At 63.6% G+C, this 18924-nt stretch carries 16 protein-coding genes; 7 read left to right on the top strand and 9 right to left on the bottom strand.

Annotation, left to right across the window (positions count from 1 at the left end):
• The 4 genes from DH10_RS12805 to moaA all read right to left on the bottom strand — a co-directional run bounded on the left by DH10_RS12805 (position 1) and on the right by moaA (position 3051).
• Positions 1–921: a DMT family transporter gene (locus tag DH10_RS12805; RefSeq protein WP_192245130.1), complete on the bottom strand. Its 921-nt coding sequence runs from the start codon at positions 919–921 to the stop codon at positions 1–3.
• Positions 922–1039: 118 nt separating this feature from the next.
• On the bottom strand, positions 1040–1192 hold the full coding sequence (locus DH10_RS38175) for a hypothetical protein (protein ID WP_246505898.1): 153 nt from the start codon (positions 1190–1192) through the stop codon (positions 1040–1042).
• Positions 1193–1506: 314 nt separating this feature from the next.
• On the bottom strand, positions 1507–2001 hold the full coding sequence (locus DH10_RS12795) for a hypothetical protein (RefSeq protein WP_192245128.1): 495 nt from the start codon (positions 1999–2001) through the stop codon (positions 1507–1509).
• Between the two features lie 54 nt (positions 2002–2055).
• Positions 2056–3051 (bottom strand): GTP 3',8-cyclase MoaA, encoded by a 996-nt coding sequence (gene moaA, locus DH10_RS12790; protein ID WP_192245126.1) that lies wholly within the window; start codon positions 3049–3051, stop codon positions 2056–2058.
• Between the two features lie 196 nt (positions 3052–3247).
• Here moaA and DH10_RS12785 point away from each other — a divergent pair, with 196 nt between their 5' ends.
• Both DH10_RS12785 and DH10_RS12780 read left to right on the top strand, forming a co-directional pair.
• A complete protein-coding gene (locus DH10_RS12785) occupies positions 3248–3601 on the top strand; it encodes a gamma-butyrobetaine hydroxylase family protein (RefSeq protein ID WP_192245124.1) in 354 nt (117 codons plus the stop codon).
• A gap of 93 nt (positions 3602–3694) precedes the next feature.
• Positions 3695–4306 (top strand): pyridoxamine 5'-phosphate oxidase family protein, encoded by a 612-nt coding sequence (locus DH10_RS12780; protein ID WP_192245122.1) that lies wholly within the window; start codon positions 3695–3697, stop codon positions 4304–4306.
• A 14-nt stretch (positions 4307–4320) separates the two neighbouring features.
• On the opposite strand, the gene DH10_RS12775 is transcribed toward DH10_RS12780, so the two are convergent.
• Complete coding sequence (locus DH10_RS12775; protein WP_192245120.1) at positions 4321–4773, bottom strand: MarR family winged helix-turn-helix transcriptional regulator; 453 nt, start codon at positions 4771–4773, stop codon at positions 4321–4323.
• A 47-nt stretch (positions 4774–4820) separates the two neighbouring features.
• Here DH10_RS12775 and DH10_RS12770 point away from each other — a divergent pair, with 47 nt between their 5' ends.
• On the top strand, positions 4821–5729 hold the full coding sequence (locus DH10_RS12770; RefSeq protein WP_192245118.1) for an alpha/beta hydrolase: 909 nt from the start codon (positions 4821–4823) through the stop codon (positions 5727–5729).
• Positions 5730–5786: 57 nt separating this feature from the next.
• On the opposite strand, the gene DH10_RS12765 is transcribed toward DH10_RS12770, so the two are convergent.
• The gene (locus tag DH10_RS12765; RefSeq protein ID WP_192245116.1) at positions 5787–6188 is read right to left on the bottom strand and encodes a rhodanese-like domain-containing protein; all 402 of its coding nucleotides are present in this window, start codon (positions 6186–6188) and stop codon (positions 5787–5789) included.
• 370 nt (positions 6189–6558) lie between these two features.
• Here DH10_RS12765 and DH10_RS12760 point away from each other — a divergent pair, with 370 nt between their 5' ends.
• Positions 6559–8424: a L,D-transpeptidase family protein gene (locus DH10_RS12760; RefSeq protein ID WP_192245114.1), complete on the top strand. Its 1866-nt coding sequence runs from the start codon at positions 6559–6561 to the stop codon at positions 8422–8424.
• On the opposite strand, the gene DH10_RS12755 is transcribed toward DH10_RS12760, so the two are convergent.
• The gene (locus tag DH10_RS12755; protein WP_376774827.1) at positions 8416–8886 is read right to left on the bottom strand and encodes a hypothetical protein; all 471 of its coding nucleotides are present in this window, start codon (positions 8884–8886) and stop codon (positions 8416–8418) included. The genes DH10_RS12760 and DH10_RS12755 overlap by 9 nt on opposite strands.
• A 100-nt stretch (positions 8887–8986) precedes the next feature.
• A complete protein-coding gene (locus tag DH10_RS12750) occupies positions 8987–9244 on the bottom strand; it encodes a PepSY domain-containing protein (protein ID WP_192245112.1) in 258 nt (85 codons plus the stop codon).
• A 405-nt stretch (positions 9245–9649) separates the two neighbouring features.
• On the opposite strand from DH10_RS12750, the gene DH10_RS12745 reads away from it, so the two are divergent.
• Entirely contained in the window at positions 9650–11431 is a 1782-nt protein-coding gene (locus tag DH10_RS12745; RefSeq protein ID WP_192245110.1) for an adenylate/guanylate cyclase domain-containing protein, read from the top strand.
• Positions 11432–11550: 119 nt separating this feature from the next.
• Complete coding sequence (locus tag DH10_RS12740) at positions 11551–15879, top strand: cytochrome P450 (protein WP_192245108.1); 4329 nt, start codon at positions 11551–11553, stop codon at positions 15877–15879.
• A 16-nt stretch (positions 15880–15895) separates the two neighbouring features.
• Here the strand turns inward: DH10_RS12740 and DH10_RS12735 are convergent, their stop codons facing one another.
• Positions 15896–16582 carry a Crp/Fnr family transcriptional regulator gene (locus DH10_RS12735; protein ID WP_192245293.1) on the bottom strand — a complete coding sequence of 229 codons (687 nt, stop codon included), beginning with the start codon at positions 16580–16582 and terminating at the stop codon, positions 15896–15898.
• Positions 16583–17187: 605 nt separating this feature from the next.
• On the opposite strand from DH10_RS12735, the gene DH10_RS12730 reads away from it, so the two are divergent.
• Positions 17188–18924: S8 family peptidase (locus DH10_RS12730; RefSeq protein ID WP_192384778.1), on the top strand; the 1737-nt coding region annotated here is incomplete at its 3' end.

Below are 18924 nucleotides of genomic sequence, written 5' to 3'. Positions count from 1 at the left end.
CTATATGCCGTCCGGCGCCATGTCCGGTCCAGCGCTTTCGGCGGCGGGCTGCCGCCTGCCGACGACGCGTTCACGGTAGAGCGCATAGAGGCCGGAGCCGATGATGATCGCGGCACCGACGATCATCGGCAGGTCGGCGATGTCGCCGAAGATGACGAGGCCGAGCAGGATCGACCAGAGTAGCGCCGTATACCGAAAGGGCGCGATGAAGGAGATGTCGCCGGAGCGCATCGCCATGATGATGAACTGGTAGCCGATGAGGACCAGCACAGCCGCCAGCGCCAGCAGCGCGGTTGCCCGGCCGGACATCGGCGTCCAGCCGCCCATCGGCGACAGCAGCAGCGCGCCGAGTGCCGTCATGGCCAGAGCTGTCGCGGTCGATACCAGCATGGTCGGGATCGCCTGCGGGATGCGCTTGGTGGCGAGGTCGCGCACCGCGCAGCAGACAACGCTCGTCAGCGCCAGCAGCGAATAGACGCTAAAACCCTCGAACCCCGGCCGCACGATGATCAGCACGCCGGCAAAGCCGACGGCGATGGCTAGCCAGCGCCGCCAGCCGACACCTTCGCCGAACACCAGTGCGGCGCCCATCGTCACGGCGAGCGGCAACGCCTGCAGAACGGCGGAGACATTGGCGATCGGCAGATGCGCCAGCGCGACGAGGAAGGAGACCGTGGCGCCGGCTTCGCCGGCGACGCGCACCGCGACCATGGGCTGCATCCTGGCGCGGGGATCGGAAAGCGCGCCGCGACGCCAAGCAAGCAGGCCGACGAACAGCGATGCGAAAGCGCCCCGCACCAGCATGACCTGCGCCATGTTCATGGATTCGGAAGAGAATTTGGTGATCGCGTCGTTAAGGGTGAAGCCGACCATGGCCACGACCATGAACAGCGCGCCGCGAAGATTGGGCGAAAGAGGCAAGGGCGTTTCCAGATTTTAGACCAAGCCTGTAGCAGGCAGCCGGAAAACAGCAACGCCAAAGAAATGGGCCACGGAACTTTCCGTGGCCACAATATCGATCTGCAACGGCGGCCGATGCTTATTTCGGCGTCAGCACTTCGGTGCCGTTGCCGTTCTGGCCGGCGATGGTCCACAACCCGTGCAGCGAGCCGTCTTTCTCCACCTTGTGGACGACGAGGCCGATTTCCTTGCCCATCACATAGCCGGCTGAAAAGGCATTGTCGTTGCGCATGCAGATGCCGTCGGAGGACGAGCCGCCGGTTCCCAATGGATCGTGCAGGTGGTGTCGCTGGTCAGCGTGATGGTTGCCTCGCCACCATACTTCGAACCGTCGAAATTGGTGCCGGCGACGGTGTAGGTGCCACCGATCGACTGAGCGGCCGCCGGCACCGATGCAAGTCCAAGCATTGCAAGTGAAGCCAAGAATTTGCGCATGAGAATTCCCCCTAGGTGCGAAATCGCTTCCGGAGGCTAGGCCGGAACGGGTCGGCGGTAAATCCGGGCGCAAGTCCGCGCGGAAGCTTCATTCGCAACGCGTCGCGCGCCTCAAGGGCCGCGCAGGCTGGCGGCGATCGCGCTGGCCAGCGGATCGTATTTCGCCTTGAGCGACGAAGGATATTCGACCCAAACGGTGCGGATGACGCCGTCCTTTCCGAACAGGCGCCGCTCGTAAAAGACCTTGTCGCCCTTGACGCCGGAGAGCACTGCCCAGTTCTTGCCGGTCTTGCTGTAGGTGATCTTGTAGCCCGGTCCGGTGTTTGCCTTTTCGCCGGCGACGAAGCTCTTCGGCGTGTCGTTGTCGATGTTGTAGATGCCGGAGCAGGTCAGGCTGGCGCCGTCGGGCGCGCTCCATTGCTGCCCGTCGCCATTCTCCGGCTCGGCTTCGGTGATGCTGAATATCTCGTCGGGGAATGTGCAGGAGGTGCCGAAGCGCGCATTGACGTAGGTGAATGGCTTCGCGATTGCCGTCGTCGTCGCAATCGGCAGCAACGACAAGGCGATCGCGAAAGGCGCGCCCCAGGTGAGATGAAGACGTTTCATGGTGCCCCCTAGGTCAGTGACCAAGGATAATCCTGCACCAATTTCCGGGAAAAATCAGCCGCCGGTGACGCTCATATGGCGCGATACGGAGGGACGGCGGGTACGGCGGTCGATGATGAAATCATGGCCTTTCGGCTTGCGCCCGATCGCCTCGTCTATGGCCTCGCTAACCAGCTCGTTGCTTTCGGATGCGCGCAACGGTGCCCTCAGGTCGGCGGCATCCTCCTGGCCGAGGCACATATAGAGCGTGCCGGTGCAGGTCAGTCTCACGCGGTTGCAGCTTTCGCAGAAATTATGCGTCATCGGCGTGATGAAGCCGAGCCTGCCACCGGTCTCGGCGACATGGACATAACGGGCAGGGCCGCCGGTCTTGTAGGGGATGTCGGTCAGCGTGAATTGACGCTCGAGCGAGGCGCGCAGCAGCGACAGCGGCAGGTACTGGTCGGTGCGGTCGGCGTCGATCTCGCCCATCGGCATGGTCTCGATGACGGTCAGATCCATGCCGCGGCCGTGCGCCCAGCGCAGCATCTCGGGGATTTCGGCGTCGTTGAAGTCGCGCAGCGCCACAGCATTGAGCTTGACCTTCAGGCCCGCGGCCTGCGCGGCATCGATGCCTTCCATGACCTTGCCGAGATTGCCCCAGCGGGTGATCTGGCGAAACTTGCCGGCGTCGAGCGTGTCGAGCGAAACGTTGATGCGCTTGACCCCACAGTCGGAGAGCTCGGCGGCAAAGCGCGAGAGCTGCGATCCGTTGGTGGTGAGCGTCAGCTCTTCCAGCGCGCCGCTTTTGAGATGTCGCGACAACTGGCGCACCAGATGCATGATGTTCTTGCGCACCAGCGGCTCGCCGCCGGTAAGTCTCAGCTTCCTCACACCTTTTTCGATGAAGACGCTGCAGAGCCGGTCAAGCTCCTCGAGCGAGAGCAGATCCTTCTTAGGCAGGAAGGTCATGTCCTCTGCCATGCAATAGGTGCAGCGGAAATCGCAGCGGTCGGTAACCGACACGCGCAGATAGCTGATCGTGCGACCGAAGGGGTCGATCATGTCCATTTGCAAACGCTTCCCGTAGCCTGAACGGCGTCGTTATATATAGCTATGTGATACGATCTAACCGCGCATTCAAGATAGAAGGTCTTGATCTTTGGTAACATCCCCCGACCGACATCGCGTGTCGGCTGCCTTCTAGGACCTTTCCGCACCGCGCAAAGCGGCGTAGGGAAGGGCGCAATCTCACGCAGGACCAAATATGACGGCGCCGAAGGAACTGAGGGTCTCCAAAGACCGCAAGCTGCTCACCGTGACTTTTCCTGGACGTCAACCATTCGAGCTGCCGGCGGAGCTTTTGCGCGTTGCCTCGCCTTCGGCGGAGGTGCAGGGCCATTCGCCGGAACAGCGGGTGACCGTGCCCGGCAAGCGCAACGTGGCGATCCTCAAGATCGAGCCGGTCGGCAACTACGCGGTGCGCATCACCTTCGACGATTTCCACGATACGGGCATCTTCACCTGGAACTATCTTCATACGCTCGGCCATGAGAGGGAGGAACGCTGGAACGCCTATCTCGCCGAGCTTGCCGAGAAGGGGCTTAGCAGAGACCGCTAGCCTAGCGTCCGGAAATTCAATCTCGGCAGCCGACCGTCGTCAAAGCGTCATGGACATGGAGTAGCGCCGGCAAAAGGTAAGGAGGCGAAAAACATGTCGCTCATCACGTCGGTCGAACAGCTCGAGGCCCTTTACGGGCTGCCTGGCGAGGCCTCGATCGTCAAGGAACTCGACCACGTGATTCCTGAATATGCCGCCTTCATCGAAGCCTCGCCCTTCGTGGCGCTGGCGACCAGCGGGCCGGAAGGGCTGGACTGCTCACCGCGCGGCGATCTTGCCGGCTTCGTGCGCCTTGTCGATGAAAAGACGCTGATGATGCCCGACAGGCGCGGCAACAACCGTGCCGATTCGCTGAAGAACATCATTCGCGATCCGCGCGTCGGGCTGCTCTTCCTGGTGCCGGGTTCTGGTACGACGCTGCGCGTCAACGGCCGCGCCCACATCACCACCGATGCCGAACTTTGCGCGTCCTTCGCCGTCGACGGCAAGCCGGCTCGGTCGGTCACCGTGATTTCGGTCGACACCGTCTATTTCCAGTGCGCCCGCGCCATCGTGCGCTCGGAGCTCTGGAACCCGGCGAAGCATGCCGACCCGAAGTCGCTGCCGACGCCCGGGCAGATCCTCGAGATTACCAGCCGCAAGACAATCGACGGCGTCACCTATGACAAGGAATGGCCGGAGCGGGCGAAGAAGACGATGTGGTGATTGGGAGCCTGGGCTTAGGCTTCCTTGAGCACGTCGGCGATCTTGCGCATCTGCTCGCCGATCATGTCGCACTGTTCGGGCGTCGACTGGCTCATCGCCTTCTCGATCAGCGCCATATGCACCTTCAGCGCTCGCATCAGCAGAGCCTCGCCGGCTTCGGTGAGATTGAGCCGCAGCACCCGCTTGTCCTTCTCGTCGCCTTCGCGCCGCAGCAGACCTCGCGCCTCGAGCTGCGGCAACAGCATGGTGACGTTGGAGCGGCCGACAAGCAGCTTGCGGGCAAGGTCGTGCTGCGACATGCCGGGATGACGATAGAGGTTCATCAGCACGTCGAGCTGGGCCGGCTTCAAGTCGAGCGGCGCGAGCTTCGTCGCCAACGTGCGCTCCAGCACATGGCAGGCGCGCGCCACCGCAACCCAGTTGCGAAAGCGCGGATTGTCCCAGGGCAGCTCTTGTTTAATGTTCATGTTTGAACTATTATGTTCATGCTTGAACGAATGGATGGACCGCCACTATGGCATCATTTGGATTGAAGGTCATCCGGGGCGTGTTCGGCGCGGCCGAGCATATCGCTCCGCGTCTCAGCGGTCGCGCCGCGTTCGAATTGTTCTGCCGCACGCCAAACGTCAAGGCGCTGAGCGACGGCGAGCGCCGCGCCGTCGAGCGCGCTGCCGGTTTCATGGCCGAGGCGCGCCATCACCGTCTGAAAACCAAGACAGATTGCGTTGCGGTGCACGAGTTCCGGCCGGAGCCGGGCAGGGGCTCTCGCGGCACAGTGCTCATCATCCATGGCTGGCGCTCGCGCACCGAATATATGCGCACGCTGATCGAGGGATTTCGCGAGGCCGGCTTCAAAGTTGTCTCGCTCGACCTGCCGGGGCATGGTCATTCGCTCGGCCGCCGTCTCAACATGGTGAACGCGGTCGACGCGGCGCGAGTCGCCGGCGAGTGGTTCGGTCCGTTTGTCGCCGCCGTCGGCCATTCCTTCGGTGGCGCGATCGCCGCCAACGCGGTCGCCGCCTCCGTGAAAGGCATGCCGCCGCTGGCGGCACAAAAACTGGTGCTGATCGCTGCGCCCAGTTCCATGCCTGCGATCTTCGACGATTTCAGCCACAGGCTCAATGTCGGGCCACGTTCCCGGGTCGCCATGGCGGATCGGGTGACGCACCTGTCGGGACGGCCGCTCAGTGAATTCACCGGCGACCGCCAGCTTGCCGAGGCGCCGGTGCCGACGCTGATCATCCATGCGCCGGACGACCGCGAAGTCCATGCCGATCACGCAAAACGATATGCGGAAGCCGGCGATCATGTCCGCCTGCATTGGGCCGAAGGACTTGGCCATCGCCGCATCCTCGCCGACAAGGATGTCGTCGCGCGCGCCGTGGGCTTCGTCACCGAGGAACGCCAGTCGGCGCTGCATTGAAAATGGTTGCGGGAGAATCCTGCCGCGGTCTTCCGTCCGGAATTGCGAAAAACCCGGTCAGTCGGCTTTCTCCTTCTGACCCGGCTCGACCGGCAGGCCGGCGGCCTTCCAGGCGGTGTAGCCGCCAAGGATGTGCTTGACCGGCGTGAGGCCCATGTCCTGCGCCGTCTTGGTTGCCAGCGCCGAGCGCCAGCCTCCGGCGCAGAAGAAGACGAAGGTCTTGCCCGAGGCGAAGAACGGCTTGTGGTAGGGGCTTTCGGGGTCGATCCAGAATTCGAGCATGCCGCGCGTTACATGCTTGGCGCCGGGGATCTTGCCGTCGCGCTCGACCTCGCGAGGATCGCGCAGATCGACGAAGATCGTGCCGTCATCCTCCAGCAGCCCGGCCGCTTCCTCAGGCGACACCACCTCGATCTCGGCATTCGCCTCATCGAGAAGTTCGCGATATCCCTTCTTCACTGCATATCCTCCCGGCCATGGCTCGAGGCCGCTGGAATTTCGATCACAAAGACCGCGATTTGTCACGGACCGATGTTTGTCACGCCCGGGCGCCGGCCGACCCCGAGGCCGCTTCGTCACCGGTGCGGCGCTGACCATCGATGGCGGCGCCAACGCCTGATTGTCGTCGGGCCTCTGAAACCCGGAGCGGCCCGACTGCGTTGGGTCTCACAGGGATGTGAAACTGTTCTGCAACACGGCCGTGGAAATTTATGGAAGCTTAACGAAATCAGTATGAATCGGTATAGTCGCGCCTTACATCCGCCATGCGGAGGGCGGGACCGTCTAGCGGCGCGGAACGGGAACCGGTTTCAACCGGTGCGGGTGAAGCATGAAAATCCTCGGGAACAAAACGGCCGTCATGCCGATCGCGATCGCGGCGGCACTTGCCTTCGGTCAGCAGCCAGCGAGCGCGCAAGGCTTGTTCGACATGCTGTTTGGCGGCGGCATCCGATACAATCCTCAGGGTGAATTCCCCCCGCCGCCGAAACCGCGCAAGGTGCCTGACGGCGGAGGCGCCAGGATCAGCAGCCCGACCTACAACACCTACAGGGCCGACAAGCTGGTGCGTGTCGACTTCAAGTCGCTGCTACCGGCTCCGCCGCCCGCGACCGCGCAGGACGCAGCCTTTGTGCCGTCCGTGACCGGAAGCGCGTTTCGCGACGCGCTGGCAGGCCTGAGCGACTATGAACTCTTTGCCGAACCGGATATCGCCAAGGCGCTCATCGCCTACTACTCGGCCAATCCTGATTTCATCTGGGTGACAGGGGATGCACCCAACACTCGGGCACAGGATGCCGTCCGGGTGCTTGGCGAGGCGGCGAGCTACGGCCTGACGCCGGCCGACTACTCCGTCGATGTTCCGCCGACCACGGCTTCCGCGACGCCCGAAGAGCGGACCAAGGAGTTAGTCCGCTTCGAGATGGCGCTGTCGGCGCGCGTGCTGCGCTATGCCCATGACGCCCAGAGCGGCCGCATCGACCCGAACCGCATGACCGGCTATTACGATTTCCCGGCCAAGCCGCTCGATCTCGAAGGCGTGCTGAAGACGCTGGCGCACACACAGGAGGTGCGCACCTATCTCGAATCGCGGCACCCGCAGAACCCGGAGTATCAGGCACTGCGCGTCGAATTGGAGTCGCTCCAGGCCAGCGAGGAGAACGAGATCGTCGTCGATCCGAAGCTGCTCCTGAAGCCCGGTGAAACCAGCCCAGAACTGCCAAAGCTTTTGACGCTGATCGCGCGCAATCTCGACGACGAGATGGGCGGCGACTACGGCGAGGTCCTCGCCAGGCTGGGCAAGAGCGAGGTCTACGACCCCGAACTGGTGCCGCTGATCAAGGCGGTGCAGAAGCGGTCCGGCATGAAGGGCGACGGCGTCATCGGCCCGCGCACGGTCGCCTCGCTTGCGGGAGCCTCCAAGGCCGACAAGATCGAGAAGGTCAAGGTCGCGCTCGAAGAGCTGCGCTGGCTCCCCTCCGACCTTGGCAGCCCGCGCGTCTTCATCAACCAGCCGGCCTTCACCGCAAGCTACATCGACAATGGCGAGGAGAAGCTGAAGACCCGCGCGGTCATCGGCAAGGTTACCAACCAGACCGCCTTCTTCTACAACCAGATCAAGCAGGTCGATTTCCACCCCTATTGGGGCGTGCCGCAGTCGATCATCGTCAACGAGATGCTGCCGCGGCTGCGCAGCGATCCGGGCTATCTCGACCGCGCCGGCTATGAGGTGGCGGATTCCAGCGGCAGGCGAATTCCGTCGGCCGCGGTAGACTGGGGCGCCTACGGCTCCAAAATCCCCTTCAGCGTGCGCCAGCAGCCGAGCGAGGCCAATGCGCTCGGCGAGCTGAAGATCCTCTTCCCCAACAAGCACGCCATCTACATGCACGACACGCCGCAGAAGTCGTTCTTCGAGCGCGACATGCGTGCGCTGAGCCACGGCTGCATCCGCCTGCAGGATCCTCGCGGCATGGCGGCGGCGGTGCTCGGCACCTCGGTCGACGATATCGCCGAGAAGCTGAAGCACGGCCACTCGACCGAAAACGTCACGCGCGTCATCCCGGTCTATGTCGCCTATTTCACCGCTTGGCCGGACATGTCGGGCAAGGTCGAATATTTCGACGACGTCTATGATCGCGATTCGAAACTGATGCAGGCGCTGGATGCGACCGAAGCGGCGCGCGCACCGTCAACCTAAACGCTCGATGAGCGGGCGCCTGAAACCGGCGTCGCGTCCGGCAATCAGCCAATAGACGAAACCGGCCACCAGCCCGGCCGCGACAATGATGCTCAGGTCGGCCAAGCGTTCCGGATCGTCCGGCGCATCCGGCCAGAACAGCATGAAGCCGGCAGCCGCGGCCGCGCCGCCGAACAGCATGTGCAGCCAGAAGCTCCGCAGCGAGAAGAACTCGGCAATCAGGGCAAAGACCAGTGTCTGCATCCCGGTGACCACGATCGTCAGGAAATAGACGAACATGCCGAGAGGCGGCACCACGAGCACCGCGACGGGCGTGAGCTGCATCAGCTCGAAATAGCTTGGAGCGTTGGGTAGCGAACTCAGCACCGCGTAGATCACGACCAACGCGATCAACCCAACGAGCACCGCGACCAGATAGCCGGCGAGCACCATCAGGATGCGCTTCAGGACGTAGCCAACCATTGCCATGCACCCCCGTGCCCGCAATCGTGGCGCGCAGTCAGCCATCAAACACGCGTCGGCGCAAGTTCTGATCAGGCGGAGTTGGCCTGATTGAGGACGCTTACTTCGGTTCGCCAGTCACCGGATCATAGGTGATTTCGACTTTGGCCCTGTCGGTGGTGTAATAGGTGACGGTATAGCCGTCGCTGCTCCAGTCGACCCCCTTCACATATTGGAAGTCGTTCCGCTTCTCGACCTTGGCGACGATTTCCGAGAGCTTCTTGGCATTTTGCGGCGGCATCGCTGGCTGGTCGGCCGCAAAAGCCGGCCCGCCGATGACGAAGAACGCAATACCACTTGCCAAAACAACAGCGCGCATGACTGCCCCTCAATCTCGTGTTGGCATGACTGCACCGAAAAAACTCGAATCCCGCCCGTTGGTTCCGCCACGGGCGGACGACGCCTTGCTCCACGGCTGGTCTGTCACGGCCGATGTCACCTTCATTCGCGAAAGCTGAAATAAATAAAACTTCGAGATTCTAATAGGTAGGGAGGTTTTCGCGACATGGAGCTTCAGGTAACGAATACCATGGGTTGGGCCGAAGCCGCGTTCCATTAGCTGTTCGTGGTAGAGCTTTTGGCCAGACCCTGTTAGAGTTGCGAACCAACAGGGTGGCAACGGCGCGCCGAGCCTGCCGGGGATCTTTCCGTCGGCAAACGGCGAAGTGTATCGAGAGCGGAAGTCGCCTGTTCTGGACCGAAAACAGGGACCGGGGGCTCAACCATGGCTGAACGGAACTATACCCGTCAGCTTGCGACAATCATTTCTATCGACGCCGTGGGCTTTTCGCGGCTGATGGGCATCGACGACGAACGCGCCGTCGCGGCCTTCGAGGAAAGGCGCGATATCATCACCGACAGCTGCGGCGCCTTTGGCGGCCGCACGTTCGGCGTTGCCGGCGACAGCATCATGGCCGAATTCGGCAATCCGATCGAAGCCTTGCGCGCGGCGTTCGATTTCCAGGATCGGATCATGGCGCTCAATGCCTCGGCCGCCGAGGAGATGCGCATGCCGTTCCGGGCCGGGATCAACACCGGTGACGTCATCGTCCGCGAGGGCCGTCTCTATGGCGACGACGTCAACATTGCCGCTCGTCTCCAGGAATTCGCTCCGCATGACGGCCTCGCCATTTCGGAGACGACCTGGCACCACGTGAAGGACAAGACGGCGGCGGTTTTCACCGACCTCGGCGAGTTCATGCTCAAGAATATCGCCCTGCCGGTGCGCGTCCTGATAGCCGGGCGCGGCGGCAACGGCGCGGCAATGGCTGCTCCCCTGGCCGCCTTCTCCAGTGCGCCCGGCCATTACAAACCGTTCCCCAAGGGACCGCCGGCAATCGCGGTGCTGCCGTTCCAGGGCAACGGAAGCGAGCCTGATGTCGGCTACATGGCCGATGGCGTTGCCGAAGACATCATCTACGGCCTGTCCAATACCCGCTGGCTTTCGGTGATTGCCAAGGGCTCCAGCTTCCAGTTCCGCGACGACGGCCTCGGAACCAGGCTCATCGGCAACGCGCTTGGCGCGCGCTACATCGTCAGCGGCACGCTGACAGGTTTGGGCGGGCAGATCCGCCTCAACGCCTCGCTCACCGATACGTCGAACGGGCGCCTTGTCTGGTCGCAGCGCTTCGACCGCGACCTGGTCGACATCTTCAGCCTGCGCGACCAGATCGGCAGCGAGATCGTTTCGATCCTCGACAAGGAGGTCGACCGGGCCGAGCAGGTGCGCACCTTCCAGGTGCCTTGGGAAAGCCTCGAGACCTGGCAGCTGGTGCGGCGGGGCCGCTGGCACATGAACAGGCGCACGCGCAAAGACACCGAGATCGCACTCGAATTCTTCGACAAGGCCTACCAGGAAGATCCGAATTCCAGCGCCGTGCTGAACGAGCTGGCATGGTGGTACTTCTGGCGGGCATGGCTGCGCTTCGGCGACAGCGACGACCTGGACAAGGTCGAGGCGTTGGCCCGCAAGGCGCTTCTGATGGACAGCCTCGACGCGCGCCCGCACGCCTATCTCGGCGCGGCCGACATCATGCGCGGCCTGCCGGCATCGGCCGCCGAGCATCTCGCCGAAGCGATCCACATCAATCCGAGCTTTGCGTTTGCCCGCTCGGCGATGGGCAGCGCGCGCCTGCTGCTCGGCGATGCCGCAGGCGCGATCCCGTTCTTCCTGGATACCGAGCGGCTGAGCCCGTTCGACCTCTACCGCTTCCACAACCTGGGGGAGCTGGCCGCCGCGAACTGCTTCGTCGAGGACTGGCCGGCGGCAATCGCCACTGCCGACCGCTCGCTCAACCTTTCGCCGGGCTACTTCTACGCCAGGTTCTTGAAGATCGGCGCCTTGATGCGGAGCGGCCGCCGCGACGAGGCCGAACGGGAACTCGCCATTTTCGCGACTAGGCATCCGGATTTTTCCGAGCAGAGGATTCGCTGGATACCGTTCATCGACCCGGCGAAGAACAACTTCCTGATCGCCAATTTCGAACAGGCCAAGTCCATTGCATGATTGCTGGAACCGAAGACAGACGACTGTGAAAAAAATCACATACGCCGGAACGAAGCAAACCTAGGCCAAGGGATGGCCGGCATCGCAGTGACTTGGACAGCCGGGGGGCTCGAACGCGCATGATCAGGTGGAAGTACTTCAAGGGTATACACGAGGCCCAGAAAAAACAGGGGCCCGTGTCGGCAATGCCGCCGTTCGACATCGATCGGTTGCGCACGAAAGGCCTGTCGGCGCGCATCGCCGAGTTTTTTCTCCGGGATCATCCCCATTGGGGATTGGCCTTCCTGCGGCGCTTCCACCCGAACCTCGCCATAGGCAGCAGATTTCTCCTCGTCACCAAGGGCGTGGACGTCCGCGACATATTGGAGCGCGGCGACGAATTCGAGACCCCCTACGGGCCGGAAATGACCGAGCTGGCAAGGGGATCGAACTTCATTCTCGGCATGCAGGACAGCGCCGCCTATCGGCAGATGAAGTCGGCTGTGCTCAGCGCCTTTCCGCCGTCGGAAGTCGAAGCCGCCGTCAGGCCGATCGCCGAGCGGCATTCGCGCGACATCATGACCCGCGCCAGCCCCGGCTTCGACGCCGTCGCCGGATTGATGAAGATCGTGCCGGTGCGCATCTGCCGGGACTATTTCGGCCTTGAGATCGACGACGAGACCGAATTCGCCGATTGGTCGATCGCGCTCAGCGCGCTGTTCTTTTCCGATCCGATGGCCAACGCCACCACGCGCCAGCTCGCGGTCGTCGGCGGCGATCGCCTGATCAAAGTCATCGATCGTTCGATCGCCGCCATCAGGAACCGCCAGGAAGAAGACGGCCGACCGCTAGCGCGCCTTGTCGCCCTGCTCGATCAGAAGCGTCTGTCGCTGCCCGACATCCACTCCATCATGCTCGGCATGATCGCCGGCTTCGTGCCGACCAACGTGCTTGCCGGGGGCAATTGCCTGGACGTGATCCTGTCGCGCGCCGATGCGCGGCAGGCAGTCGACGCGGCGATTGCAGAAAACAGCATCGAAAAGCTCGACCGGGCGATACTCGAAGCCATGCGCTTCAAGCCGATCTGGATCGGACCCTGGCGCTACACCAGGCGCGATGCGGTGATCGGCCAGGGCACGCGCCGCGAGCGTCTGGTCAAGGCCGGAACGGTTGTGATGCCGGCGACGCTGTCGGCCATGTTCGACCCGGAAATCGTGCAGCGGCCAAACGAATTCGACACCTCACGGCCGCATCGCGACTACATGGTTTTCGGCCACGGCATCCACTTGTGCATCGGCGCCGAGATCGCCCGCATCCAGATCGGCGAATGCGTTCGCGCCCTGTTCAGCAAACCGAAGCTCGATCGCACCCGGGGCAGGGCCGGCAAATTGGGCTATGTCGGCGCCTATCCGGCGAGCCTCAAGGTCGATTTCGAGCGCTCTGCGCTTTGCCGCACGGTCGACCAGTCGATGGTCACCGTGGTTTGCCCGATCAGGCGCGGGGTGCCGCTGGATGCGGTGCGCGACAAGGTCGGCGCGCTCGGCAACCCGGCGATCGACGAGGTGGGCGACGCGCTCGACAACGTCGGCACGGTTCATTTCACCAGCCTGGCCGTCGCCGCCACCGGCAAGGACGAAAACTCGGGCCTTGAGACCGGCGCGCTCGTATTCGAAATTTCGGGCGACGGCAGCACCGACGATGTCATCGGCGCGATCACGCTGGCCATAGGCCACCGGCTGCGGCCGATCTTCAGGGACGTGTGCGGCCTGCCCGACGGCGCTTCGTTGGAGGGCTTCCTGAAGAAGAATCACATCGAGATATCGCCGTCCTTCGGCAGCACGGCAGGACTGGTTTTTTCGGGGACTCCGGGGCACTCGGTCCGGCGCATCAAGGCCGAACAGGAGCTTTTCGAAGCCGTGCGCGGCATCGTCGAACGGCCGCGTGAGGGCAACGGCGATGCTCCCGCGGTGCTGGCCGAGGCGCGCCGTCATATCCAATCGCTGGGTACCTTCCCTTGGGCTTTCGAACCGGCCGAAAGCGCCTTGGAAGGGCCGCCTGGCCGCTGGCGAGATGCCATCAAGGCGACGCTATTCGCGCCGGCGGTGCTTGTGAGCCTGCTGGCGGTCTGGCTCGGCTGCGCGTGGCTGACCTATGTCAAGGTGTTCGACGACCCGGGCGGCGTCTTTTCGCGCAATTTGTGGATCGCCGGCACCTCGCTGTTGCTGAGCGCGCTCGGGATTCTGTTTTGCGCCGTGTTGTTGCTGGGGCTCTGCTTCTGGCTGTTGCGGCGCCGCGAGGATAAGGATAGGCCACAAAGCGCCTCGATCGGGATGCAGGCGTTGGACAAGATCCTGGCCAATGAGGACCACACCGCGCAGAACCACCTGACGGCGATCTCGACGATGAAGCCAGGCATGCTGCGGAGACTGGCGCTCAGATTCTCCTTCTACCTGATTTCGATAGCGGCGCAGAAAGTGTTCAGGCCAGGCTTCCTCAACACCATCAGCACCATCCATTTCGCCCGCTGGGTGTTGCTGCCCGGCAGCAAGAGGCTGATGTTTTTCTCCAATTACGGCGGCAGCTGGGAAAGCTATCTGGAGGACTTCATCGCCAAGGCCTCGGCCGGCCTAACCGGCGTGTGGAGCAACACCGAAGGCTATCCTCGCACGCGCTGGCTCTTTCTAGACGGCGCGCGCGACGGCGACCGCTTCAAGCGCTGGGCGCGGCGTCAGCAGGTGCCGACCTTGTTCTGGTATTCGGCCTATCCACACCTCAACACCGCGCGGATCCGCATCAATTCCAGGATCAGGCGTGCCATAGCCTCCGCCATTGGGAACCAAGCGCGCGACTGGCTGAGCCTGTTCGGGTCGCTGCCGCGCCCGGCGAGCGAAAAGACGACCGTTCAAAAGACCACCTCGCTGCTGACCAACATCAGTTCAGCCTTTCCGATGCCTCTCGAACAGCAGCTGGAAACCGGTGAGATCCAGTCCATCTTCTTCGGCCCGTTCGGTGCGCTCGGCAAAGGGCATATGCTGGCGATCCGTGTGCCGGACAATCTGCAGACAACCAGCTGCAAGGCGTGGCTGGACTTCGTGCTCGCGCGGACGAGCTTCGGCGATGGCGTGCCGGCCGAGCGGGCCATGATTGTGGCCTTTGGCCCTGACGGGCTCAGGCGACTGGGCCTGCAGGGCGGCGTCGATGACGACCCGCTGGACACCTTCCCGGTCGCCTTCCGGCACGGCATGGGCAATCCGGAACGCAGCCGCATTCTCGACGACACCGGTCGCGATGCACCTGACAAATGGGAATGGGGTTCGCTCGACAAGCCGATTGACGCGGTCATAGTCTGCTACGCCGAAACGCCCGAGAGACTGCAGGCCGACGTTGCCGCCGTCACGCGGGAAACGATCGGCGCAGGGATGAAGATCGCCGCGGAACTGCCGCTCGCCGTAAAGCGCAGGCCGGATGCAGACGGCGCTGAACTTTCACGCGCCGCAAAGCAGGGCGACACCACAAAACATGGCGGCAAGCCGCAACGCGAGCGCGCCTATGAGCATTTCGGCTTTGCCGACGGCATCTCGCAGCCGATCGTGCGGGGTACGTCGCGCGCCAACAAAGGTGCGGCGCCTATGCATCTTGTCGCGCCCGGCGAGTTCCTGTTCGGCTACCGCGACGAGCATGGTTTTTATCCGTCCTCGCCCTCCGTCTCTGCTTCGCAGGATCGGACCGGCATCCTGTCACAGGTCCGCCGCAGCCGTCAGATCCCAGGTCTGCCCCCGCCCCCGCGCGACTTCGGCCGCAACGGCTCGTTCCTGGTCTTGCGACAATTCGAGCAGCACGTCGACAACTTTCACGACTATTGCCGGGAGGCGGCTGCACGCCTGGCCCGCGAGACCGGAAACGCGTCCGCCACGCAAGACTGGGTCGCCGCCAAGCTGCTCGGCCGCTGGCAGAACGGCAGCTCGCTGGTGCGCAACCCTGAGCGCCCGGGCCGCGCGGTGGACAACGAGTTCGCCCTCGGCGCCGAGGATCCGCAGGGGCATCACTGTCCTCTGGGTGCCCACATACGCCGTTCCAACCCGCGCGATTCGCTGGGAGAGGACCGCGAGACGCAGATCCAGATCGGCAAGCGCCACCGTATCCTACGCGTAGGTCGCACCTATGAGAAAAAGAAGAGGGGCGGCAAGGTCGAGAAGGGGCTGCTCTTCATGTGCCTCAACGCCGATATTGAGCGCCAGTACGAATTCATCCAGCAGACCTGGGTATCGTCTACCTCGTTCCAGGGATTGGTCGCCGAGAAGGACCCGATGATCGGCACGCAAGGGGGCAATCGTGGCCGTTTCAGCATCCCGTCCTGGGAAAAGGTCACGATGCTCAGCGACATGCCGCAATTCGTCACCACGAAGGGCGGCGGCTACTTCTTCATGCCGAGCCGGTCCGCGCTGCGCTACCTGATTTCGCGGCTCTGATTCGGGTCTGTATCGTTCAGTCGCCGTCCTGCGAATCGGCGATCTGGTTCAGCGCGGCAGCATTGGTGATGCGCAGTCCGCCACGCTTGATGGCGATCATGTGCCGGTTGCGCCAGTCGTTGAGCGTCTTGTTGACGGATTCGCGCGTCGCGCCGAGGAACTCGCCGAGTTCCGATTGCGAGATCGGAACCCAGCCGGCGGGATCGGCCATAACGCCGCTGAGGAACACCAGCCGCTTCGCCAGCCGGGCCTCGATGCCGAAGAAGGCCTGGTCGCCGAGTTCGCCGCTGACCCAGCGCAGCCGCGTGCACAGGAGTTCGATCATGGCGCGCGCCAGCGGTGGATTTTTTTCAATACGATCAAAGAGTTGCGTCCGGTTAAGCGATACCAGCTCGCATGGGGTGAGGCAGATGGCGGTTGCCGTGCGCGGGCGTCCGTCCAGGGCGCCGATCTCGCCGACGAGGCTGCGCGACAGCTCGATATTGGCCACCAGCTTCTGTCCGCCCGGCGAATAGAGCGAAATTTCGACCGTCCCGCTCATCACGCCGTAGATGCGGTCGGACGCGTCCTCCTGGACGAACAGGTGCTGACCGGCGGAATAACGTTCGATCTTGCAGCCGCCGAAAAGCAGATCGAACTGACGCGGATCGATCCGCGCCAGACGCGGCAGGGTGCTCCTGTCGTCTGCGCCGGCTGTGGACATGATGCGGTTCCGCCTCTCGTTGAGCGGAAATTGTATGACAAGTGCATGCTCGATCAAGGCCTGGTCTCCTTTCGTGGCGATTACGGCAACACACGACGGCCTTTGGAGATCGAGCGCCAGACGTGCGCTGCCGGCATAGAATTTAGCCGGCAACTTTCCCTTGCAACGGGAATCGGAGCGCGCTGGCGGACGCGAACCGATCTGCGAAACGCCGTCCGCGCGCGTGGCGGGAGGTGACCGACGCGCGCGAACAGCAAATCTGAAAATGGCTAGGTGATCGAAATTCCCTGCCGAGGACCGACCCACTTTCAGGCCCGGAAGCCATTCGAGCCAGTGCATTTGAAGCAGAAGCCAGTGCCACCCGGTGCGATATCTGCGCGCGAAGCCCGCCCGGCGTATGTGAAGGCGATCACAGAAGCGCTTGTCGACCGGCGCGATTGTCATTTGCCGAATGTATGTTTCAGTCGCCAAGCATATTGGCGCGGAAATACAATCGGCCCGGTTTCCTAGTTGGCAAACAGATCGATCGAAGCATGGGTTGGGACTTGGCTTGACTGGGATTGACAGTCCACGCCATGGTTTCCACTTCCGAGGAGGGGCACGCCATGGCGAGGAGACTCCTTATCAAGGTTCGGGGTGACGGCGCCGGGTTCGCGGCCCGGAAGCGCTCGCTCGGTATCGGAGGAACCGACGCCGAACCGATCCTGACGGTGCCGCTCGGTGCTGCCCGCGCCGACTTCGGGACGGCGGCGGACCGCGGCGCGACGTGGCTGCGGCTTTCTCCCAAGGCCGGGGTCTCGGACAATCCCTGGGACGATGCCCATGAACTCGTCGCCCGCGGCGGGGATTTAGCGGCCGGTGGCGATGTCCTGGCGATCGAACCCGACATGGTTCAGCAATGGGACTACAAGAACAGCGGCGGCGACCGCGGCATGGCGATGAGCGCCAGCCCGGTCTGCGTGTTCGATGACCAGAACCCGAGCGGCAGGCAGGCGACGGTGCCGGGCGTGGTTGCGTGGAACGCTGGCCCCACCTTCAGCCAGTTCGCGGCTGCTCGCAACAAGGTTGGCGCCAAGCAGGCCAACATTACCATCGCCCATCTCGATACCGGTTTCGATCCTGGTCACCGCACCTTGCCGACCGGGCTTCTCGCGGCCAAGCAGCGCAATTTCGTCGATGACGGCACCGGGCCGAACAACGCGACCGATCATGCGCCTGCCGGCACGCTCGCCAGCAATCGCGGCCATGGCACCGGCACGCTCAGCCTGCTTGCCGGCAACAAGCTCGACGGCACGTCGCCGCATTGGCCGGGCTTCACCGATTTCGTCGGCGGCGCCCCGCAGACCAAGATCCTGCCGGTCCGCATCGCCGACTGGGTGGTGCGGCTGACGACGGGCACGATGGTGCAAGGCCTCGACTATGCGCGCCAGCAAGGCGCCCAGGTATTGTCGATGAGTATGGGCGGCCTCGCCTCGCAGGCTCTCGTCGACGCGGTCAACCTCGCTTACGACGACGGCCTGGTGATGGTCACCGCGGCCGGCAACAATTTTACCATCACGCCGCGCAGCATCGTCTATCCAGCCCGCTACAACCGTGTGCTGGCCGCATGTGGGGTGATGGGCGACGGCCGCGCCTATGCCGGCCTCGACCTTGGCACCATGCAGGGCAATTACGGGCCGGCCTCGAAGATGAAGACGGCGCTTGGCGCCTACACGCCGAACGTGCCTTGGGCGGAGATCAACTGCGCCAAGGTCGTCGACATGGACGGCAATGGCACCTCGGCGGCGACGCCCCAGGTCGCCGCCGCGGCGGCGCTTTGGCTGGCCGAGCACTGGGACGTCGTGAAGAATTATTCGCGGCCCTGGATGCGCATCGAGGCCGTGCGCCTCGCGCTGTTCAAGGCGGCGCAGAAATCGACGCCGAAGATGAACGCCTCCGAGACGCTGGAGAAGATCGGGCAGGGGGTGGTGCGCGCCTTCGACGCGCTGGCGATCGCGCCGCCGGCGGAGAACCTGCTGCAGAAACTGCCGCCGGCGACCTATACGTGGAGCTGGCTCGATTTCTTGACCGGCGGCAATTCGCTTGCAGTCCAGTCGCCCGCTGCGTTGCAACGGCAGAGGATGCTGGGGCTGGAACTGATGCAGATGGCGCAAAGCACGGCCGCCGTCGACCAGGCAATCGCCGATCCGGACGGCGACCCGGCCGCCATTTCGGCCGCGGCACGCAACCGCTATCTCGAAGCCGCTCTCGACGAAGGCAATCCGTCGAAACCGCTCAAGGCCTTTCTCGAAGGGTTGCTGGGCAGGGCCCGCGCCAAGCCGGTGCCGGTCGCCGCTCCCGCC

The organism is Mesorhizobium silamurunense, assembly GCF_014843825.1.
GTDB lineage: Bacteria > Pseudomonadota > Alphaproteobacteria > Rhizobiales > Rhizobiaceae > Mesorhizobium > Mesorhizobium silamurunense.
The sequence above is the reverse complement of the archived record's forward strand: the minus strand, read 5'-3'. Positions and strand labels throughout refer to the sequence as shown.